Annotated in this window: 15 protein-coding genes and 2 pseudogenes; 3 read left to right on the top strand and 14 right to left on the bottom strand. The window is 56.7% G+C overall.

Annotated elements, in window-relative coordinates; genetic code table 11:
• Positions 1 to 16: 16 nt before the first annotated feature.
• From JW799_RS18280 to JW799_RS18265, 4 genes are all read right to left on the bottom strand, one after another.
• On the bottom strand, positions 17 to 1,549 hold the full coding sequence (locus tag JW799_RS18280; RefSeq protein WP_080840691.1) for a response regulator transcription factor: 1,533 nt from the start codon (positions 1,547 to 1,549) through the stop codon (positions 17 to 19).
• Between the two features lie 885 nt (positions 1,550 to 2,434).
• Positions 2,435 to 2,878: a DUF86 domain-containing protein gene (locus tag JW799_RS18275; protein ID WP_080840694.1), complete on the bottom strand. Its 444-nt coding sequence runs from the start codon at positions 2,876 to 2,878 to the stop codon at positions 2,435 to 2,437.
• 4 nt (positions 2,879 to 2,882) lie between these two features.
• The gene (locus JW799_RS18270; protein WP_176220750.1) at positions 2,883 to 3,023 is read right to left on the bottom strand and encodes a hypothetical protein; all 141 of its coding nucleotides are present in this window, start codon (positions 3,021 to 3,023) and stop codon (positions 2,883 to 2,885) included.
• Positions 3,024 to 3,037: 14 nt separating this feature from the next.
• Positions 3,038 to 3,325: a Dabb family protein gene (locus JW799_RS18265; protein WP_080840695.1), complete on the bottom strand. Its 288-nt coding sequence runs from the start codon at positions 3,323 to 3,325 to the stop codon at positions 3,038 to 3,040.
• Between the two features lie 120 nt (positions 3,326 to 3,445).
• Between JW799_RS18265 and JW799_RS18260 the strand changes: the two genes are divergently transcribed.
• Positions 3,446 to 3,697, top strand: a complete 252-nt coding sequence (locus tag JW799_RS18260; protein ID WP_080840696.1) for a hypothetical protein — start codon at positions 3,446 to 3,448, stop codon at positions 3,695 to 3,697.
• Between the two features lie 61 nt (positions 3,698 to 3,758).
• Here the strand turns inward: JW799_RS18260 and JW799_RS18255 are convergent, their stop codons facing one another.
• The 3 genes from JW799_RS18255 to phoU form a co-directional block, all read right to left on the bottom strand.
• Positions 3,759 to 4,133 carry a cupredoxin domain-containing protein gene (locus tag JW799_RS18255; RefSeq protein ID WP_080840697.1) on the bottom strand — a complete coding sequence of 125 codons (375 nt, stop codon included), beginning with the start codon at positions 4,131 to 4,133 and terminating at the stop codon, positions 3,759 to 3,761.
• Positions 4,134 to 4,219: 86 nt separating this feature from the next.
• The gene (locus JW799_RS18250; RefSeq protein WP_205431034.1) at positions 4,220 to 5,104 is read right to left on the bottom strand and encodes a phosphotransferase family protein; all 885 of its coding nucleotides are present in this window, start codon (positions 5,102 to 5,104) and stop codon (positions 4,220 to 4,222) included.
• 199 nt (positions 5,105 to 5,303) lie between these two features.
• Positions 5,304 to 5,963, bottom strand: coding sequence for a phosphate signaling complex protein PhoU (gene phoU / locus JW799_RS18245; RefSeq protein ID WP_139787338.1), 660 nt, complete (start codon positions 5,961 to 5,963; stop codon positions 5,304 to 5,306).
• A gap of 284 nt (positions 5,964 to 6,247) precedes the next feature.
• Between phoU and JW799_RS18240 the strand changes: the two are divergent.
• Both JW799_RS18240 and JW799_RS18235 read left to right on the top strand, forming a co-directional pair.
• A pseudogene (locus JW799_RS18240) lies at positions 6,248 to 7,704 on the top strand (aminotransferase-like domain-containing protein).
• Between the two features lie 13 nt (positions 7,705 to 7,717).
• Positions 7,718 to 8,899, top strand: coding sequence for a pyridoxal phosphate-dependent aminotransferase (locus tag JW799_RS18235; RefSeq protein WP_080840701.1), 1,182 nt, complete (start codon positions 7,718 to 7,720; stop codon positions 8,897 to 8,899).
• 115 nt (positions 8,900 to 9,014) lie between these two features.
• Here JW799_RS18235 and JW799_RS18230 read toward each other — a convergent pair whose 3' ends face one another.
• From JW799_RS18230 to JW799_RS18200, 7 genes and pseudogenes are all read right to left on the bottom strand, one after another.
• A complete protein-coding gene (locus tag JW799_RS18230; RefSeq protein WP_080840702.1) occupies positions 9,015 to 9,803 on the bottom strand; it encodes an alpha/beta hydrolase in 789 nt (262 codons plus the stop codon).
• Between the two features lie 115 nt (positions 9,804 to 9,918).
• The gene (locus tag JW799_RS18225) at positions 9,919 to 10,755 is read right to left on the bottom strand and encodes a phospholipase D-like domain-containing protein (RefSeq protein ID WP_240353332.1); all 837 of its coding nucleotides are present in this window, start codon (positions 10,753 to 10,755) and stop codon (positions 9,919 to 9,921) included.
• Between the two features lie 164 nt (positions 10,756 to 10,919).
• The gene (locus tag JW799_RS18220; protein WP_080840704.1) at positions 10,920 to 11,477 is read right to left on the bottom strand and encodes a DJ-1/PfpI family protein; all 558 of its coding nucleotides are present in this window, start codon (positions 11,475 to 11,477) and stop codon (positions 10,920 to 10,922) included.
• A gap of 232 nt (positions 11,478 to 11,709) precedes the next feature.
• Positions 11,710 to 12,138 (bottom strand): hypothetical protein, encoded by a 429-nt coding sequence (locus tag JW799_RS18215; protein WP_240353331.1) that lies wholly within the window; start codon positions 12,136 to 12,138, stop codon positions 11,710 to 11,712.
• Between the two features lie 580 nt (positions 12,139 to 12,718).
• A pseudogene (locus JW799_RS18210) lies at positions 12,719 to 13,818 on the bottom strand (Gfo/Idh/MocA family protein).
• Positions 13,819 to 13,841: 23 nt separating this feature from the next.
• Entirely contained in the window at positions 13,842 to 14,567 is a 726-nt protein-coding gene (locus JW799_RS18205) for a ThuA domain-containing protein (RefSeq protein WP_205431033.1), read from the bottom strand.
• The gene (locus JW799_RS18200) at positions 14,564 to 15,616 is read right to left on the bottom strand and encodes a LacI family DNA-binding transcriptional regulator (protein WP_205431032.1); all 1,053 of its coding nucleotides are present in this window, start codon (positions 15,614 to 15,616) and stop codon (positions 14,564 to 14,566) included. Before JW799_RS18200 ends, JW799_RS18205 begins: the two co-directional genes overlap by 4 nt.
• Positions 15,617 to 16,390 lie beyond the last annotated feature (774 nt).

The raw sequence follows: 16,390 nt of genomic DNA, 5'->3' as shown, positions 1-16,390 counted from the left end.
CCGTTCAGCCAGCCGGCTACCTCGCGGTATTCTGCTTGTACGCCGAAGGCAGCACTCCTGTTAGGCATTCGAATTTGATGATAAAATAGTCCGCATTCGGATATCCGACCTGAAGCGCAATCTCCGAAATTTTCATTTGGGTGCGTCTTAGCAATTGCTTTGCTTCCTCGATTCTTTTCTCGTTCAAATAGTCGTTAAACGACTTGCCTGTCTCTTTTTTAAACAACTGGCCCAAATAAGCGGAGTTCATATGAAACATTTTGGCCAGATCCTGCAACTGAAGCTTGCTGCGGAATTCCCGGTCCACATATTGAATCACATGGAAAATCGTATTATTCTCGTTCTTGGCCTCAAGCCTTGCCAGGATGTCGGCCGCCTCCAAGCAAAGTTCAAGGACATATGATTTCAAAGCTGAATAGCTCCCGAAACTGTCGATGCTGCCATGCCCGCCCTGAAGCTTTCTCATCAAAGTATCCGGATCCCCGTTCATTTCTCCGATCCGCCTGCAAAGACTTAATTCCAGGTCGGCCACATGGGCAATGGCTTCTTTCAAATCAAGCATGCCTTCCAACATGGAGTCCAGAGCGGCTTCAACAGCAGCATCAATCATGTTGATTCGGGACGCCGTGACGATCTCCGTAAGTTCCTTGAATTTCTCCTTTCCGTGATCATGCGATTTTCCGCCCTGCCGTAAACCCCTATAATGATACACCCCGTCTCTACCCTGACAGCGCTTGCATTTATTTAACTCCAATGCCTGCAAGTACAGTTCTCGAATCGACCCGATCCCCTGAAGAACGCCGCTGATCGTCACGATGACCGGCTGGCTTGACTGGTCCTCAAGCTCCCTGTGGAGTTGTACGCAAAGCTCCTGTACCCGGCAATAGGGGAATTCATCATCAGGCAAAATCAACCCGATCCTCCCCGCGCTGTCCTCGAATATACGATCGGGTTTCTGCGTGAAATATTTCTTCACCCGTCCGATCAGAGCAAAGGATGTCCCGGAACCTTCAACCAAAACGCACCGCAGCTTTGAATCCTTTTGCAGAAGAAGGGCCTGGGCAGCCTGTAGCTTAAGCGACTCGTTGTCTTCGCCTTGTATTAAGCTGATCAATAGATTGTTGGTAAACAAAAATTGCATGCGGCTTCGGCTTTGCTCCGCTATAAGCTCCTCTTGGATTTTCGTGCGCAAGCGCACTAGGACGGTCTCAATTTCCTCTTCGTCGAATGGTTTGAGCAAATACTCCGTGACCCGCTGCTGCATTGCGGTAATCGCATAATCGAAATCATCGTAACCACTCAATATGACGAACTTAGGTGGAGATTCCATTTTCTGGTTCGCCAGCTTAATCAGCTCCAATCCATTGATCGCCGGCATATGGATATCCGTCAGTACCAGCTCCGGTTTAAGCTCTTGAATCATACTGAATGCTTCGGAGCCGCTCGAAGCCTCGCCGCATATCCGGAAACCGAAATCCCTCCAATTCACCATCGTGCGAAGCCCCTCAATTACCCACGGCTCGTCATCCACCAAAAGCACATTCATCATCGAGATCCCTCCCCCGAGGTTGAACTATCCCGCTCATTTGTAAGCGCGCTCATTATTTGGGTTTGAAGTTTGTGACAGCTTGAGTATAGGGAATTCCATCACCCCCAACCTATATGAGAATTAGCGTCATCGTCAATAACCAAACTAAAGGGGGTATCCGAAAAATTTTAGTTTGAATTTCGAAAGTACGACTCTTTGAGGCAACCGAATTCTCATTACAAAATGCCACAAGCTTCGGCGTCAAGGCCAGCGGATTTGTCATTTTCGCAAGCTGCAGCATGATGCCCTGCTTCGCCGTTTTCTGAGCGGACACTGCCCGCATCACAGCAAGAAACCTAACGCGAAATCCAGTACCGGCTTCGTTTGTCATTATTATTTTCTTTGTGCTAATATTTTTCATGGTGTTTGGGTGTGGAGTGGAAAAACGAGCAACAGGGGAAGAATCGAAGAAAAAGTTGCCAAAAAAAAGGGTTGATCCGGATGTTTCGTTACGGGTCTAAAATCTTCACAACCTCATGTTCATTTTTGCCTCTGCCAGGCTGAATCCGGGGTACGGTTTTGGCCTGTTTTCGCTTTTGCCGCCCCCGACTGGTTCGTTCTGTGGGTTTATTCAAGATGGCGGCGAATCGTCGTCTTCAGGTGTTGCTTGATCCATCCCGCAGGATCGGGGTGTCGGCTTCCACAGGGCGCTCCTGCAGTACCGTGAACGTATTGGTCGTTTTAAGCCGATCCTTGCGTGTCGCGAGCTCATCAACCGCCAATCGGCCAAACATAAACGGAAGAAGAAAACGGCTTGAATCGATAGGGGCCGGTTTGCCCAGATGACCAACTCCCTTGGCGTCAGGCCGCAGTTGTTGCAGTCGGGAGGCTAACCGCCCCCTCGGATCAGCTCCCGCTCTTTTCCCACGGGTCGAGCTCGCGGCGCAAATACGTCTTGATCTCCTCCGCGAAGGCGAGCATCTGCTCCGGAAGCTCTCGGGCGAGCGGGTGAAGCTTATGCCTCGGCCAGCTGTCGTAATCCTGGACGAGCGGCTTGCGCAAGCCGACAAGGGAACGCAAAAACTCGGCCAGCGTTCCGGAAATGACGCCTTCGCCGGCAATGACTTCGATAATGTCCTCGTAGCTGCTGGCGTCGCGCATCATGAAACCGTCGATCAGCGCGTTGCCGACGTCGGTGGCGATTTCCAGCGCCAGGTGCAAAACCCGCTCCTGCGCCAATCCCTGCACAGTCGAACCGGACCACGAGCCGCTCAACTCGCGAATGGCTTCGGCAAGCTCGGGAATGCAGGCGAGACGGCTCTCGATTCCTTTGCGGTTCACGTAATACATTCGTTCAACCCCCGTCGCTGTCGCGGCGCTTTCGTTTGTTTTTTCGTTTCAGCCAGATAACCATCACGACCGCGCTGATGATGATCACCAGCAAATACGTCATCATTTGATAAAGATCGCCGGCTCCGGAATCCGTTGCATTCACCGCGCTTCTTCCTTTCAGCTTTCGTAATCGACGCTGACGGAGGACTCCCTTACCTCCGACATGTGCTCGATCACTTTTTTATGTACGGGGTGCACCTGATACGCCTGCAGCGCCTCCATCGAAGCGTGCTTGGTCGTAAGCGCGATATCGTACGAACGCTCCGAATGCAGCACGTCGATGCCGACTTCGATCGAAAGCAGCTCGTCGATTTTTCCTTCCATGTCGCGCAGCACCTGCGCCGTTTTCGCCACGGACTCCGGGCTGCGGTCCTTCAATTTGAACAGAACGATATGCGTAATCATCGTCTTGCCATCTCCTTATGTTCGAATGTTGAACGGCCCGGTCGCCGATCGAATGAGCGCGGGCCGCAAGACGCATACTAAGCCGGAAGAAATGCCGCAGCGAGAAAGGAAGACCGCTTCATGCGATACTACGTTACCTTCGCGTGCACGCTGTTCGGGTTGGCGCTGGTCCTGTTCAACGCCTCCGGCTACGACCCTCACAACATTTTCCTGTTCATGCTCAGCGTCCCGGTCTGGTTCGTCGAGCTGTTCACCGACATCCATCGGGTCAGCGCGGTCGCGATCTACGCGCTGACTGTCGCCAGCTGGGCGGTTATCGGGTACTTGTGCGACCGGGTAATCGCGCGCGACCGCGCCGCGCGGCAAAAATGAGGCGGGCTTTCGCAACGTTCCGATCCGTTCAAAAAAGGAGCCTGCGGGCTCCTTTTCATCGTTACTCTACAATGATCTTGGCTACCATGTCGCCGTGACCTTGCCCGCACATGATCGAGCAATGCATTTCGTATTCTCCCGGCGTATCGAACGTCACTTCCGCCCTCGGGTTGTCCTTCGTCAGGTTGATGTTCAGATCGGCGATTTCCGCGCCGTGGTTGCCGAGTTTGTTCGAATAGCTGAGGACGTACGTGGTACCCGCTTTCACGCGGTATTCCGTCTGATCGAAACTAAAGTTGGTCGCGGAGATTTTCAGCATTTCCTGTCCTTCCGCAAGCTCCTCTTCCTTCGGTCGTTCGGGCAATCCCGTCGCCAACAAATAAACGCCGAACAGACAGGCGACCACAATCAAGGCTGGCAAAATCCTCTTGTACATCGATGCTCCCCCTGCTTCTTCAAGTGTCCATCCCTTATTCTACCTAAAAGGGGTCATCGAACTCAACTGTTGAATGGGAAAGTTCGTCAACTTTTTTTCACATATGACAAAATGATGAACGACGCCAAGCATTGACGCAGGTTTTCCAGCGTTTCCAGACGCTGCTCCTCAAGCTTATCCGCCGGCCAGACTCCGTCCTCGCGGCGCAGGTCGCGTTCGATCAAAAGCAGCAGCCACAACGAAAAAACGGACGAAAAAACGTAATATTCCCGCCGGAAACGAGTCCTGTCGGACGGGGGGCCGAACGCTTCGGCGGCATCCAGATACCGTTCGAGCAAACGGTCGCGCATGCCGGGATTCATCGTTTTCGGAAATAACGGATGGGACAAATCGAGAACGTGAAACAGGTCCCAATGCCGGCTGTTCAAATGCGCGTGCTCCCAATCGAGCACCCTGATCCCGCCCGCCGTCATCGCGTAATTGCCCAAATGCAGATCCCCGTGCGAAAACACGACGGATTCGGACCTCTCCAGCTCGAGGGCTTCGGCGATCAAGCTGCGCATGCTCGCTTTCGGCCAGCGGAATTCCTCAAGATAAGGCACCCATTCCTCCTCGTTCTGCCGCAACGCTTCCGCCATTTCGCCGATCGTCGGCTTCGGCCCCTGCCGGGACCGGATGCCGAACGATGCCGTCGGCAAGGCGTGCCAACGGGCGATTTGCCCGATCAAGGCGGCAGCCGTCCCTTCGTTGAAACGGTGCGAAAGCGGCCCCAAATCTTCGAACAACAACCAGCCCTGTCCGGAAATCCCGTCAGCCGAGCGCGCGATCAGCCGCGGAAAAAGGCCGGGAAGCGAGGGGCGCACATGCTCGTACGCCCAAGCTTCCCGGCTATTCCCGCCTTCGGCCAGCGGTTTGAACACGTAGCTCTCGCCGGGGGAGATGCGAACTCTCTCCACCGTGCAGCCGTTCAAACCGGTGTAGAGCGCCTCCCGCTCCCCCCGAACTCCGGATTCAACCGGCCGTCTTCCGTAATCATGCCGTCCATGCGACGTCTCTCCGTTCCGTCTCCCGCGATTTGCTTTTTATTTTACCATACGGAGCGACAAAATGTCGGCCCCTCCGCTGACGGACCGGGACGATTACGGAGGTTTTTCGTCGGGCGGCCGGCGCTCAGCCGTTCAAGTCCGGCCGCGTGCCGGTTGCGATGTATACCGTGCTCTCGCCGATGTTGGTCGCATAGTCCGCAATCCGTTCGCAATAGCGCCCGACGAATCCGAGCAGCGTCGCCTGCCCGATCCATTTCGGGTTCTCGACCATCAGCGACGACAGCTCCCGAAACATCTGGCCGTACAGCGCATCGACCCGATCGTCGTCCTTGGCCATCTTGTAGGCGAGCTCGACATTCTCTTCCGTGTACGACCGGATCGAATCGCGAATCATCGTTCGGGCGATAGCCGCCATGCGCGGCAAGTCGATCAGCGGCTTGATGAGCGTCTCCCCGTCCAGCCGCAGCACCGTCTTCGCGATATCCACGGACAAATCCCCCATCCGCTCCAGGTCGGCGGCAATTTTGAAGCCCGCCAATATGCGGCGAAGATCCTTCGCTACCGGCTGCTGCGTCGCGATCAGCTTCGCGCCCCGCTCCATCACCCGCTCTTCCAGCCGGTTGAGCTCCAAATCCTCGTTTACGACCCTTTTCGCTTGGGCCGCGTCGCGCTTCACCAGCGCATCCATCGAATCGGCCAGCGCCTTCTCCACCTGTTCGCCCATTTGGGCGAGCAGCGTCTGCATTTCGTTCAAGCCTTGGTCGAACTCCGCGCGCATCGTCACCGTCGTTCCTCCCCCTCTCCCCGACGGGCCGAAACTCGAAGCGAGCTCCCGCCCTCATGAAGTGCAACTCTTTTATTGTAATGAGGAAATATGAAGGGAATTTCCATTTTATGTCCATCGATTGTAAAATTTTTGGCGAAAATCCGCCCGTCGTTCGCTCCGGCGCGCAGCCGTTTCGCCCCGATCGCCCGGCTCCGGAACCACAACCCGGCAAAGAATGCCGGGACGTGGTTCTTCCATTTCCCTCCCCATCTGTGCCATCATGAACAAGGGGGGCGATGAAGATGTTCCATGACTTCAAGCTTGCGAACGACCGACCGGTCTACATTCAGTTGAAAGATTATTTGAAACGTCTGATTATAAAAGGATCGCTGCAGCCCGGGCAGAAGCTTCCCTCCACCCGCGAGCTCGGCCTGCTGCTCTCCGTCAGCCGCAACACCATTATTTCAGCCTACGCCGAGCTGGAGAGCGACGGCTTTATCTACGCCGTTCACGGAAAAGGCAGCTATGTCGCGGCAACTGCCGCCCCCCGGCTTCCGCCGCTCCGCCGTGCGAAATCGATTGGCCGGCGCGCATCAACGATTATGCGCGGCAAGCCGTCGAGCTGGACCGGATGAAACGCGGCATCCGCGCGGGGAGAAACGCGATTTCCTTCACCAGCATCGCGCCCGACGAGAAGCTGTTCGATCTCGATCACGTCAAGCGCGCTTTTCTTGACCGCATGGCGATCGAGGGAAACGTTCTGCTGAACTACGGCTACGCGAAAGGCTATAAACCGCTGATCGATTACTTGATGAATTACATGGAACATAAGGGCGTCGACCTGAACGGAAAAGACATGCTGATCACGAGCGGCTTCACGGAAGCTTTCGATATCGTCCTGTCCGCCCTTCGCCGAAAAGAAGGCGGATCGGTCATTTGCGAAAATCCGACCCACTACACCGCGATCAAAAATTTGAAGCTGAGCGGGTTCGACATTACGGGCATTCCGATGGAACGGGACGGCATCGATCTGATCGAGCTGGAACGCGCATTGACGGAACGGACATACGATTGCGCCTATTTGATCCCGTCCTATCACAATCCTACCGGCATCGTCACGTCTCCCGAGAAAAGATCGGCGGCGATGCGGCTCATGGCCCGTCACGGCATCCCGGTCATCGAAGACGGTTTTAACGAAGAACTGCGTTATTCGGGGGCGCACGTTTCCCCGTTGATCGCGACGGCCGGGCGGGGAAACGGCGTTGTCTATCTCGGCAGCTTCTCCAAAGTGCTCTTCCCCGGCCTCCGGGTGGGCTGGGTGCTGGCGGACCGCCGGCTGATCGACAACCTGGAAAGCATCAAACGGTCCCGCAGCATTCATACTTCGACGCTCGATCAATCGGTGCTTTATCAATATCTTTTGAACGGCAACCTTGAGAAATATTTGAAAAAAGCCCGCTCCGAATACAAACGAAAATACGAGTGGACGAAGCGCTGCTGCGAAACCTATCTCCCTTATCGAAAACTGTCGGGAGACGGAGGCCTGCATCTGTTTGTCGAATTCGATAAGCCTTTCGATACGACGGAGCTGCTCGACGCCTGCTCGAGCCAAGGCGTCATTTTTACCCCGGGGGATATGTTTTACACGGACGGAGGAGGACGGCATACGATGCGGCTCGGATTTTCGCGAGTAAAAGAGGAGGATATCGAGAAAGGGCTTCAAATCATCGGCCGAACGGCCAGACAGCTTATGGGATAACGAGGTGCGTACAATGAGCAAGGAACATGTGGCGCAGCGCGTTCGGGACATTCCGCCTTCCGGGATTCGCGCCTTTTTCGAACTGGCCGAGGAAAATAATCGGGATACGATCTCGCTCGGGATCGGAGAACCGGATTTCGTTACGCCTGAACACGTCCGGGCGGCCTGCATTCGCGCCTTGAACGAAGGAAAAACGAAGTACACCCCGAATGCCGGCTTGTATGAGCTGCGGGAGGAAATCGCTTCGTATATGCACGATGGATTCGGTCTCCGTTATGAACCCGCTAACGAGGTGCTCGTCACGGTCGGAACGAGCGAAGCGGTCGATCTGGCGCTTCGGACGTGCGTGGAGCCGGGCGACGAGGTTCTCATCCATACTCCCTGTTATATCGCCTATTCGCCCATTGCCCATCTACACGGCGCCAAAGTCGTCGAAGTGAAGACATCCGCGGAAGAGCGGTTCAAGCTGACCGCGCGGGCGCTGGCCGAGTCCTTGACGCCTCGCTCGAAGGCGCTTGTCGTCAATTTCCCGAACAACCCGACAGGCGCGGTGATGACGGAAGAAGATTGGCGACCGGTTGCCGAGCTGGCCGTACGGCACGATATGATCGTCATTTCGGACGAAGTTTATGCCGAGCTGACTTACGGAGCGCGGCATGCAAGCATCGCTTCGCTTCCGGGCATGAAAGAGCGAACGATCGTCATCAACGGATTTTCCAAAGCGTTCGCGATGACGGGATGGCGGATCGGCTATGCCTGCGGCGGCCGGGAGTTGATCGGCGGCATGCTCAAAATCCATCAATACACGGCGATGTGCGCGCCCGTTCTCGGACAAATCGCCGCCGTCGAATCGCTCCGGAACGGGCTGGAAGCGAAGGAAACGATGAAGGCCGCGTTCGACGAGCGCAGGCGGATGTTCGTCAAAGGCTTGCGTGAAATCGGGCTGCCGTGCCATGAACCGGAGGGCGCCTTTTATGTCTTCCCTTCGATTGCGCATACAGGGCTGGACTCCGGGCGTTTCGCCCGGCTGCTTCTTAAGGAAGCGGGAGTCGCGGTCGTTCCGGGCCATGCTTTCGGAACGGGAGGAGAAGGCCATATCCGATGCTCGTATGCGGTTTCGGGGCAGCTGGTTGCCGAAGCGCTCGAGCGTTTGAAACGTTTCGCGCGCGTACCGGAACGGGCATCTTTTCGGTAAGGCGGCCAAACAAAAAAACTGCCGAGAAATCTCGACAGTTGCGGCACGTTGCCGCCGGCCAACGCGGTCCGGGTCCGGCCGAACGACCGTCGGCCCGCGCGGCCGGACGGCGCGTTCAGAACCCGTTCAGCTTCAGCCACGAAGCGCATGCGCCGGTCCAGCCGTTCGTGTGCTTCTCATCCTCCGCCAGTCCGAGTCCGTGACGTCCGAACGCATACACGTGAAGATCGAACGGCACCTTTTGCTTGCGCAGCGCCGTTGCGAACGCCAGGCTGTTTTCGACCGGCACCGCCCCGTCGTCGGACGTATGCCACAGGAAGACGGGCGGCGTGTCGGGCGTCACCTGCGTTTCGCTGCTCATTTTCCGCGCAAGCTCGGGGTCGGGATCCTCGCCGAGCAAATTTAGGCGCGAGCCCGCGTGCGTGATCGATTCGTCCATCGAAATGACCGGATAGCACAAAATCGTCAGATCGGGACGGCTCGACTGCCGTTCGACCGCGTCCTCCGCATCCGGACGACCCGCATCGTACTGCGTTCCGGCCGTCGAGGCGAGATGGCCGCCGGCCGAAAAGCCGAGAATGCCCACGCGCGCCGAATCGATCCCGTACCGGTCGGCTTCGTGTCGAACCGTGCGAATCGCGCGCTGCGCGTCCAACCATGCGCACGGATATTGATAAGGAGCGACGCGGTACCGGAGCACGAACGCCGAAATCCCGATGGAATTGAGCCAAAGGGCGATCGGTTCGCCCTCGTGGTGCGCCCTCATGCCGTACCCGCCGCCCGGAAATACGATCACGGCAGGGTTTCCCTTGCCTTCCAGCACATACGGAAATATCGCGGGACGATCCTCGTCCCCGCTCCCCGTCGCATAGGGAGCTCCCTCCGGCCATAACAGCTGTTCCAAAACTAACCCTTCCCTTCGCGCATGCTTGCGCCGATGATGGATTCGATTAATGCGCTTTCACTTCCGCGCTATTTTACAATGACAAATGTTGGCGTGTCAAAGCAAGTTTTTCCGGTCACTTCTTCGCCGGACGGAATCCGGCAGCTTCGGCGTCCGCCTCCGTGCAGAACATTTCTTCCGCCTTCGTCTGCTCGTAAGCCGCTCCTCCGGGCATGTGATAAATTTTATCGCCTTTGGAATTGATATTTCCTTTGATTTGCGGATCGGCGCACGCCGCGGGCGAGGCTGCCGGAGAGGGCGAAACGGTTTCCCCTGCTTCCTCCGAGGCGCCTTCCGCCGCCCGAACTCCGGACGAATCCGATTCCGGCTGCGCGATGCGGGCGTCCACCGTTTCGAAGTCGTCTTCGTCGTTCCACATATTCTCGAACTCGTCCGCGAACGCCCCGGCGATTTCGGCATTGTCGATCACCATGAAAATCTCGTCGTTCCGCGTGCTGGCCGCCTTGGAATAATTAAAGGAGCCGGTGGAAGCCTTCTGCCGGTCCGCGATCGTCATTTTCAAGTGCATCAGCCCGTCGTGCGTATTGATCTTCAGCGGAATCCCCGCGCTCCCGAGCAGCTTCAGCGCTTCTTTCTGCGATTTGCCGGACGATTGGGTCCGGTCCGTAATGACCCGGACGGCGACGCCGCGCAGGTGCGCGTTCTTGATCGCTTGCACGATGTCCGGATGCGTCAGGCTGTAGATGGCGATGTCGAGGGTTTCCCGCGCGCCGTCGATCAGGCCGATCAGCTGCCGCTCCGGCTGCTGGTCGGCTTGCGTGAACGCCCAAACGATCGAATTCTCCTCCATCGCCGCAACATTGCCGGAATTTCCTTGTTCCGTCAGGCCGCAGCCGCCGAGCAGCGCCAGGGCCAAAACCGCCGCCAGCGCGGCGGATCTTCTTTTTTGCAATGAGTTCACTCCCGGGTGCCTGTTATTCTGCGAATCTATGAATCTCCATTTTCCTATATGTATTTTACTATATGGCTAGCCTGGCGGAAACGTTCGGCCATACAAAAAAAGCCCCCGAGTCCGGCAAAAACCGGCTGGGAGCCGACGCGATTAGCGAAACCTCATTAGCGGAGCAGCTTGATCAGTTCGCGCATAAAACCCGGCAAATCCGGCCACGCATGACCGGTGACGAGCTTGCCGTCCACCGCCAGCGTCCCGTCGGCGTACCGCGCGCCAAGCGATTCGACGTCGAGGCGGCAAGCGGAATACGCGCTCATCGTTTTTCCTTGGAAATAAGACCGGTCGGATAGCGACAGAAAAACCTGCGGTCCGTGGCAGATCGCGCCGATCGGCTTGTCGGCTTCGATGAAATGGCCGATAATCCGCGGCAGCTCGGGATTCGAGCGGATATATTCGGGAGCGCGTCCGCCCGGAATGACGAGCGCGTCGAACGAGGCGGGATCGACGTCGGCAAACGCCGTATCCGCCTGAAGCAGATGCGCGGGCTTCTCCGAATACGTTTCCCAGCCTTCCACGAAATCGTGGCAAACCGTGTTCAGCTTTTTGACGGACGGAGCGGCGATGACCGCCTCGAACCCCTCCTCCAACAGCCGGTAATACGGATAATACACTTCCAGCACTTCCACGGCGTCTCCGGTTGCGATCAGCACTTTTTTGGCCATCGAATCCCTCCTGCGATTAACTGGACTGAATCCGTACGATGCCATTATGAAGAATGGATGGAAGCGCCGTCAATGGACCGAAAGTCGGCATCCCGCGCGAAAATTGGCGAAAACTTCATCCTTGGGAACCGGTTCGCGGCAGGCCGACCGAACGTCAAAAAAACCCGAACTCCTTGAACGGTTTTTGCCGTTTGAAGGAGCCGGGGTTTTGCGGCTTGCGGAAAATCCGAAATTATTGGAAGCTTCTGTTCGTCATGCCGGCCGACGCGCTCGTGCCGTAGGAGCTTGCGCCGTACGATTGCAAAGGCTGAACCGTGCTCGAGAACGTTTGCGTGTTGATATGCTGAACCGATTGCTCCAGCTGTCTGCACATTTGCGAAACTTGATTCATTTGCTGGATTGCCGTTTGATGGCCGTGCAGCGCGGTTTGAATCATTTGAACCGCTCTTTGCTCGCGTTGCGCCAACTCCTCCAGACGAGCCGCGTTTTGCTGCTCCTGCTGAAGCATTTGCTGGTACATTTGCGTAGCTTGCTGCGTTTGGTTGATCAGCTGTTGGACGATGTTTTGGCATTGGTGAAGCTGGCCGGTCAGGTTCGTGCCTTGGTAGCCTTGGTTTTGAAGGCTGGAGCTTTGGAAATTTTGGTTTTGATTTTGATACATTTCGAGCTTCCTCCTTGTTGTGGCCGAAGCGATGCGCGATGGTCCGCGTTGAAAAACCGCACGTTTTTCGCGCTCTTTCGGCGTTGCGATTTAAACAACGTAAATACGTTGTCCGCTGCAGCGCGTTTTTATTCGTTAGGCCGCTCGTGGCCGAATACAACGTTTCTTTTTCAGCCGTTTGCCCGTTTCCGAGATTTTTCGTCATTTTGACTTTGGTCACTTTCCCGGATAGGGTTGCATTCGGATTGCTGCAATTGGAACCTGTTGTGTTGCTGGCAGGAATGACATCATAGCAATAAGCGGTCACTTCATTTCTGGCGTTCGAATAGCTTTTAAGCCGACCGTTCGCATAGTAGTCATACGTTTCGCTGACAAGAGTATTGGCATTTTGATACCATGATCTTGTTTTGAGAAAATAATAGGTCGGATCGTACGTATATGTCGTCGTATGCTGGTTTTTGATGACGGCATTGTTAAATTGCGCTTGGTCGAGCAATAATGTTTGACTGCATGAGCATGAAATATAAAAAAACCACCCGTCGGCCTGATGGGTGGTTTGTATTTATCCGAGATCTTCAATCTAGTCCAACTGAAACTCGGGCAGCCCGAGCTGCATTGGAGCGGGACGCTCGCATGCGCTTTCCATCGCGTAATGCTTGCCCTGCTCGGACGCGTCGTGGAACCCGTGCATCGCCTCCAGCACGTGGTAGGCCAGCTCTCCGCTCGCCCGGTGCGGGCGTCCGGTCAGGATCGCCTTGACCATGTCGGCTGCGCCGACGCCGCGGGCGTTTTCCGCGTAGCCGTAGGCGAGCGGAATCTCGCTCCACTCCTTCGACCCGGCGCGGCAAATGCGGACCGGCCCCCGAACGTATTCGGGTCCGGCACCTGCAGCGTCCCGGCGCTGCCGTACACTTCGATGCGAGGCAGCACCGAGCCGCCCTTGATGTCGAAGCTCGTCAGCAGCGTCGCGACCGGCCCCGAGGCAAAGTCGAGGACGCCCGCCACGTGCGTCGGGACTTCGACCGGAATTTTTTGCCCGGCTTTCGGCTGGCTCGTAATCGTCCGCTCCGGAAATGAAATGCGGGCGGAGCCGGTGACGCGGGCAATCGGGCCGAACAGCGCTACGAACGCGGTTAAATAATACGGCCCCATATCGAACATCGGACCGCCGCCTTGCTGGTAATAAAATTCCGGCGCCGGGTGCCAGCTTTCGTGCCCGCCGGACATCATGAACGCCGTCGCGCCGATCGGCGTGCCGATCCAACCGTCCTCGATCAGCTTGATCGACGTCTGGATGCCGCCTCCGAGAAACGTGTCCGGGGCGCTGCCGACCCTCAGCCCTTTTTGCCGGGCCCGTTCCAGCACCTGTTTGCCTTCTTCGCGGGTGACGGCAAGCGGCTTTTCCACGTAAACGTGCTTGCCCGCTTCGAGCGCTTGGAGACATACGGATGCATGCGCTTTCGGAATCGTCAGGTTAATGACCATTCCGATTTCCGGATCCGCGAGCAGCTCCTCGACCGAACAGCCGCGAATGCCGTGCTCTTCCCCTTTCGCCTTCGCGCGTTCCGCGTCGAGATCGGCGCAGGCGACGATTTCCATCGAATCGAATCGGTTGCCGTTTTTAAAATAAATGCCGCTGATGTTGCCCGTGCCGATGATGCCGACCTTCATTTTCCCCATTCCGGTTCGCCCTCTTTCCCGCGTTAAAGTTGATTGTCCGCCATTCCCGTATAAACGCCCGCTTCTCCGGCATCAGATGCCTGCGCCGCGGCCTTGCCGTCCGCGCACCAAAGGAAGCCCCGCCGCATCAGCTCCGTCACGACCGGAATTTCCATAATATCCGCATGGTGGCCGAGCGAATTGTAATACACGCGCCCCACGCCCCAGCGCTTCGTCCAAATGACCGGCATGTCGACGGCTTTATTGAGCGAATGCGGCCCCGGCGCCACGGGGAAACGGGTTGTCGCCAGCACCTCGACGGCCGGATCGACGTGCAAATAATATTGCTCGGTCTTGACCGCGAAGTCTTCGATCCCTTCCACGAGCGGACTGGAGCTGTGGCGGATATTGACGGTATATTCCGTTCCGTCGTTGCCCGGATGCGCCACCCATTGGCCGCCGGTCATAAATTGCCAATCGACGTTTTCGCGGAACGCGTCGCACATGCCGCCGTGGCAGCCCGCAAGCCCGACGCCGCTTTGCACCGCCTGCGATACGTTGTTGACGAGCTGCTGCTCGATTCTTCCCATCGTCCATACCGGAACGATTAGATCGAGCGCTTTCAATTTGTCCGCGTCCGCGAACGCCTCCAGCGTATCGGACACTTCGACTTCGAACTGTTCTTTTTCCAGCGTGGCGCGAAAAATTTCGGCAACCTCGCGGGGCTGATGGCCGTCCCAGCCTCCCCAAACGATCAACGCTTTTCTCATGTTCGTTCGATCTCCTCTCCGGATTGACAAGATTTGCGCACCACCAATCGCGTCGGCAGCGTCTCGCGAAACACTTCGCCGTCATTCCCGCCGCCGGAAAGCCGGTCGAGCAATTTGCGGGCGGCGAGCTTCCCCATTTCGAAAAAAGGAACCTCGACCGTCGTGAGCGGCGGATCGAACAGCGCGGCCGCGTCGGAATTGTCGTAACCGACGATCGGCAAGCGGCCGGGAAAGGCGCAGCCCAATTCCCGCAGGCCTTGAATAAGGCCGATCGCCATCCGGTCGTTGGCGCAGAGCATCGCGTCCAGCCGCTCCATTTCCCGGAAAACGGACGGTGCCGCGGCATACCCGCTTTTCCGGCTGTAGTTTCCTTCGAAGACCGGAGCCGCTTCTTCGCCGCCGATGCCCGCTTCCCGGAGCGCTTTGCGGTAACCATGCAGGCGATCCAGGCTGTTGGAGTACTGCGCCGAACCGTTAAGGAACCCGATTCGCCGGCACCCCCGGTCCAGCAAATGGCGGGTCGCGGCATAACTGCCCCCGACATGGTCGGCGACAACCGCCGGGATGCCCGGATGTTCGTCGAACCGCTGGTCGACGACGCAAAAGGGAGCATCCGCGTCGGCAAGCCGAGCGATCGACTCGCGCTCCGGCTCCGCCGATGTCGCTCCGAGAATAAGGCAAGCGTCTACTCTCTGCGTCCGAAACAGCGAGACGTAATCGAAGGCTTCCCCCGGACTGCGATACAGCAGCAGCAGCCCGCCGCCCTCGCCGCTTCGGACCGCCTCGCCGATGCCGCTCAGGATTTCCGCGAAATAATACGTGGAAAAGAGGTGCACCTTCGGCACATGCGGCAGCACAACCCCGATATTGCCGCTTCTCCCGCGCGCGAAGCTGGCCGCGACGGCGTTCAATTGGTAATCGAGCGCCTCCGCCGCTTCAAGCACCCGTTTGCGCGTTTCCTCCTTGATCGGGCCGACGCCGTTGAGCACGCGCGACACCGTCGCTTCGGAGACGCCGGCCATCCGGGCCACTTCTTTGCGCGTCGCCATCTTCCATCATCCTTGCCGTGAATTTTCGTATCGTCATGATGTACACGCGTACATTATGGCACCGGGCCGAACGGATGTCAATCCGGAAAACGGCTATGCCGTCCTTTGCGCGTCCGATTTTCTCAAGAAAAATGGCTATGTCACCCTCTACAGGTTCGAATTTGTTGGCTCGGTAAGGCTGTGTAGCCGCAGAAGCGAATTTGTCGATTAGTTAGGACATGTAGCCGCAGGTCGAAATTTGTTTGGCTCGGTTAAGCAATGTAACTGCAGGTCGAAATTTGTTTGGCTCGGTTAAGCAATGTAACTGCAGGTCGAAATTTGTTGGCCGGCTAGGCAACGTGTTTGCAATTCCGATTTTATTAGCTCGGTCGGGCCATGTATCGAACAATTTCCAATCCAAACGGAGGACTTCTTATTAGCGGGGAAAAACATTTTGGTCGAGAGTTGAAAATCAGGAATCGTTAGCAGACGTACGGAAGCGGCGAGACGAGTCTGAGTCCGACCACATGCGTTTGATCGGTCCAAATGAGTAAATTTACCCAACTGAGCCCTACTACATGCGTTCGACCGAACCAGATGAGTGATATTTACCCAACTGAGCCCTACTACATGCGTTTGACCAATCCAGATGAGCAATATTTATCCAACTGAGCCCGACCACATGCGTTCGACCGAACCAGATGAGTGATATTTACCCAACTGAGCCCGGCCTCATGCGTTCGACCGAACCAGATGAGTATTATTTACCCAACTGAGCCCTACTACATGCGTTTG

Source organism: Cohnella algarum (assembly GCF_016937515.1).
Classification (GTDB): domain Bacteria; phylum Bacillota; class Bacilli; order Paenibacillales; family Paenibacillaceae; genus Cohnella; species Cohnella algarum.
The sequence above is the reverse complement of the archived record's forward strand: the minus strand, read 5'-3'. Positions and strand labels throughout refer to the sequence as shown.

Excerpts from the sequence above, each read along its gene's own strand:
- JW799_RS18280 (WP_080840691.1), bottom strand. The coding sequence starts at position 1,549 with ATGATGAATGTGCTTTTGGTGGATGACGAGCCGTGGGTAATTGAGGGG.
- JW799_RS18275 (WP_080840694.1), bottom strand. The coding sequence starts at position 2,878 with ATGTATTACGTGAACCGCAAAGGAATCGAGAGCCGTCTCGCCTGCATT.
- JW799_RS18265 (WP_080840695.1), bottom strand. The coding sequence starts at position 3,325 with ATGATTACGCATATCGTTCTGTTCAAATTGAAGGACCGCAGCCCGGAG.
- JW799_RS18260 (WP_080840696.1), top strand. The coding sequence starts at position 3,446 with ATGCGATACTACGTTACCTTCGCGTGCACGCTGTTCGGGTTGGCGCTG.
- JW799_RS18255 (WP_080840697.1), bottom strand. The coding sequence starts at position 4,133 with ATGTACAAGAGGATTTTGCCAGCCTTGATTGTGGTCGCCTGTCTGTTC.
- JW799_RS18235 (WP_080840701.1), top strand. The coding sequence starts at position 7,718 with ATGAGCAAGGAACATGTGGCGCAGCGCGTTCGGGACATTCCGCCTTCC.
- JW799_RS18220 (WP_080840704.1), bottom strand. The coding sequence starts at position 11,477 with ATGGCCAAAAAAGTGCTGATCGCAACCGGAGACGCCGTGGAAGTGCTG.
- JW799_RS18215 (WP_240353331.1), bottom strand. The coding sequence starts at position 12,138 with ATGTATCAAAATCAAAACCAAAATTTCCAAAGCTCCAGCCTTCAAAAC.
- JW799_RS18205 (WP_205431033.1), bottom strand. The coding sequence starts at position 14,567 with ATGAGAAAAGCGTTGATCGTTTGGGGAGGCTGGGACGGCCATCAGCCC.
- JW799_RS18200 (WP_205431032.1), bottom strand. The coding sequence starts at position 15,616 with ATGGCGACGCGCAAAGAAGTGGCCCGGATGGCCGGCGTCTCCGAAGCG.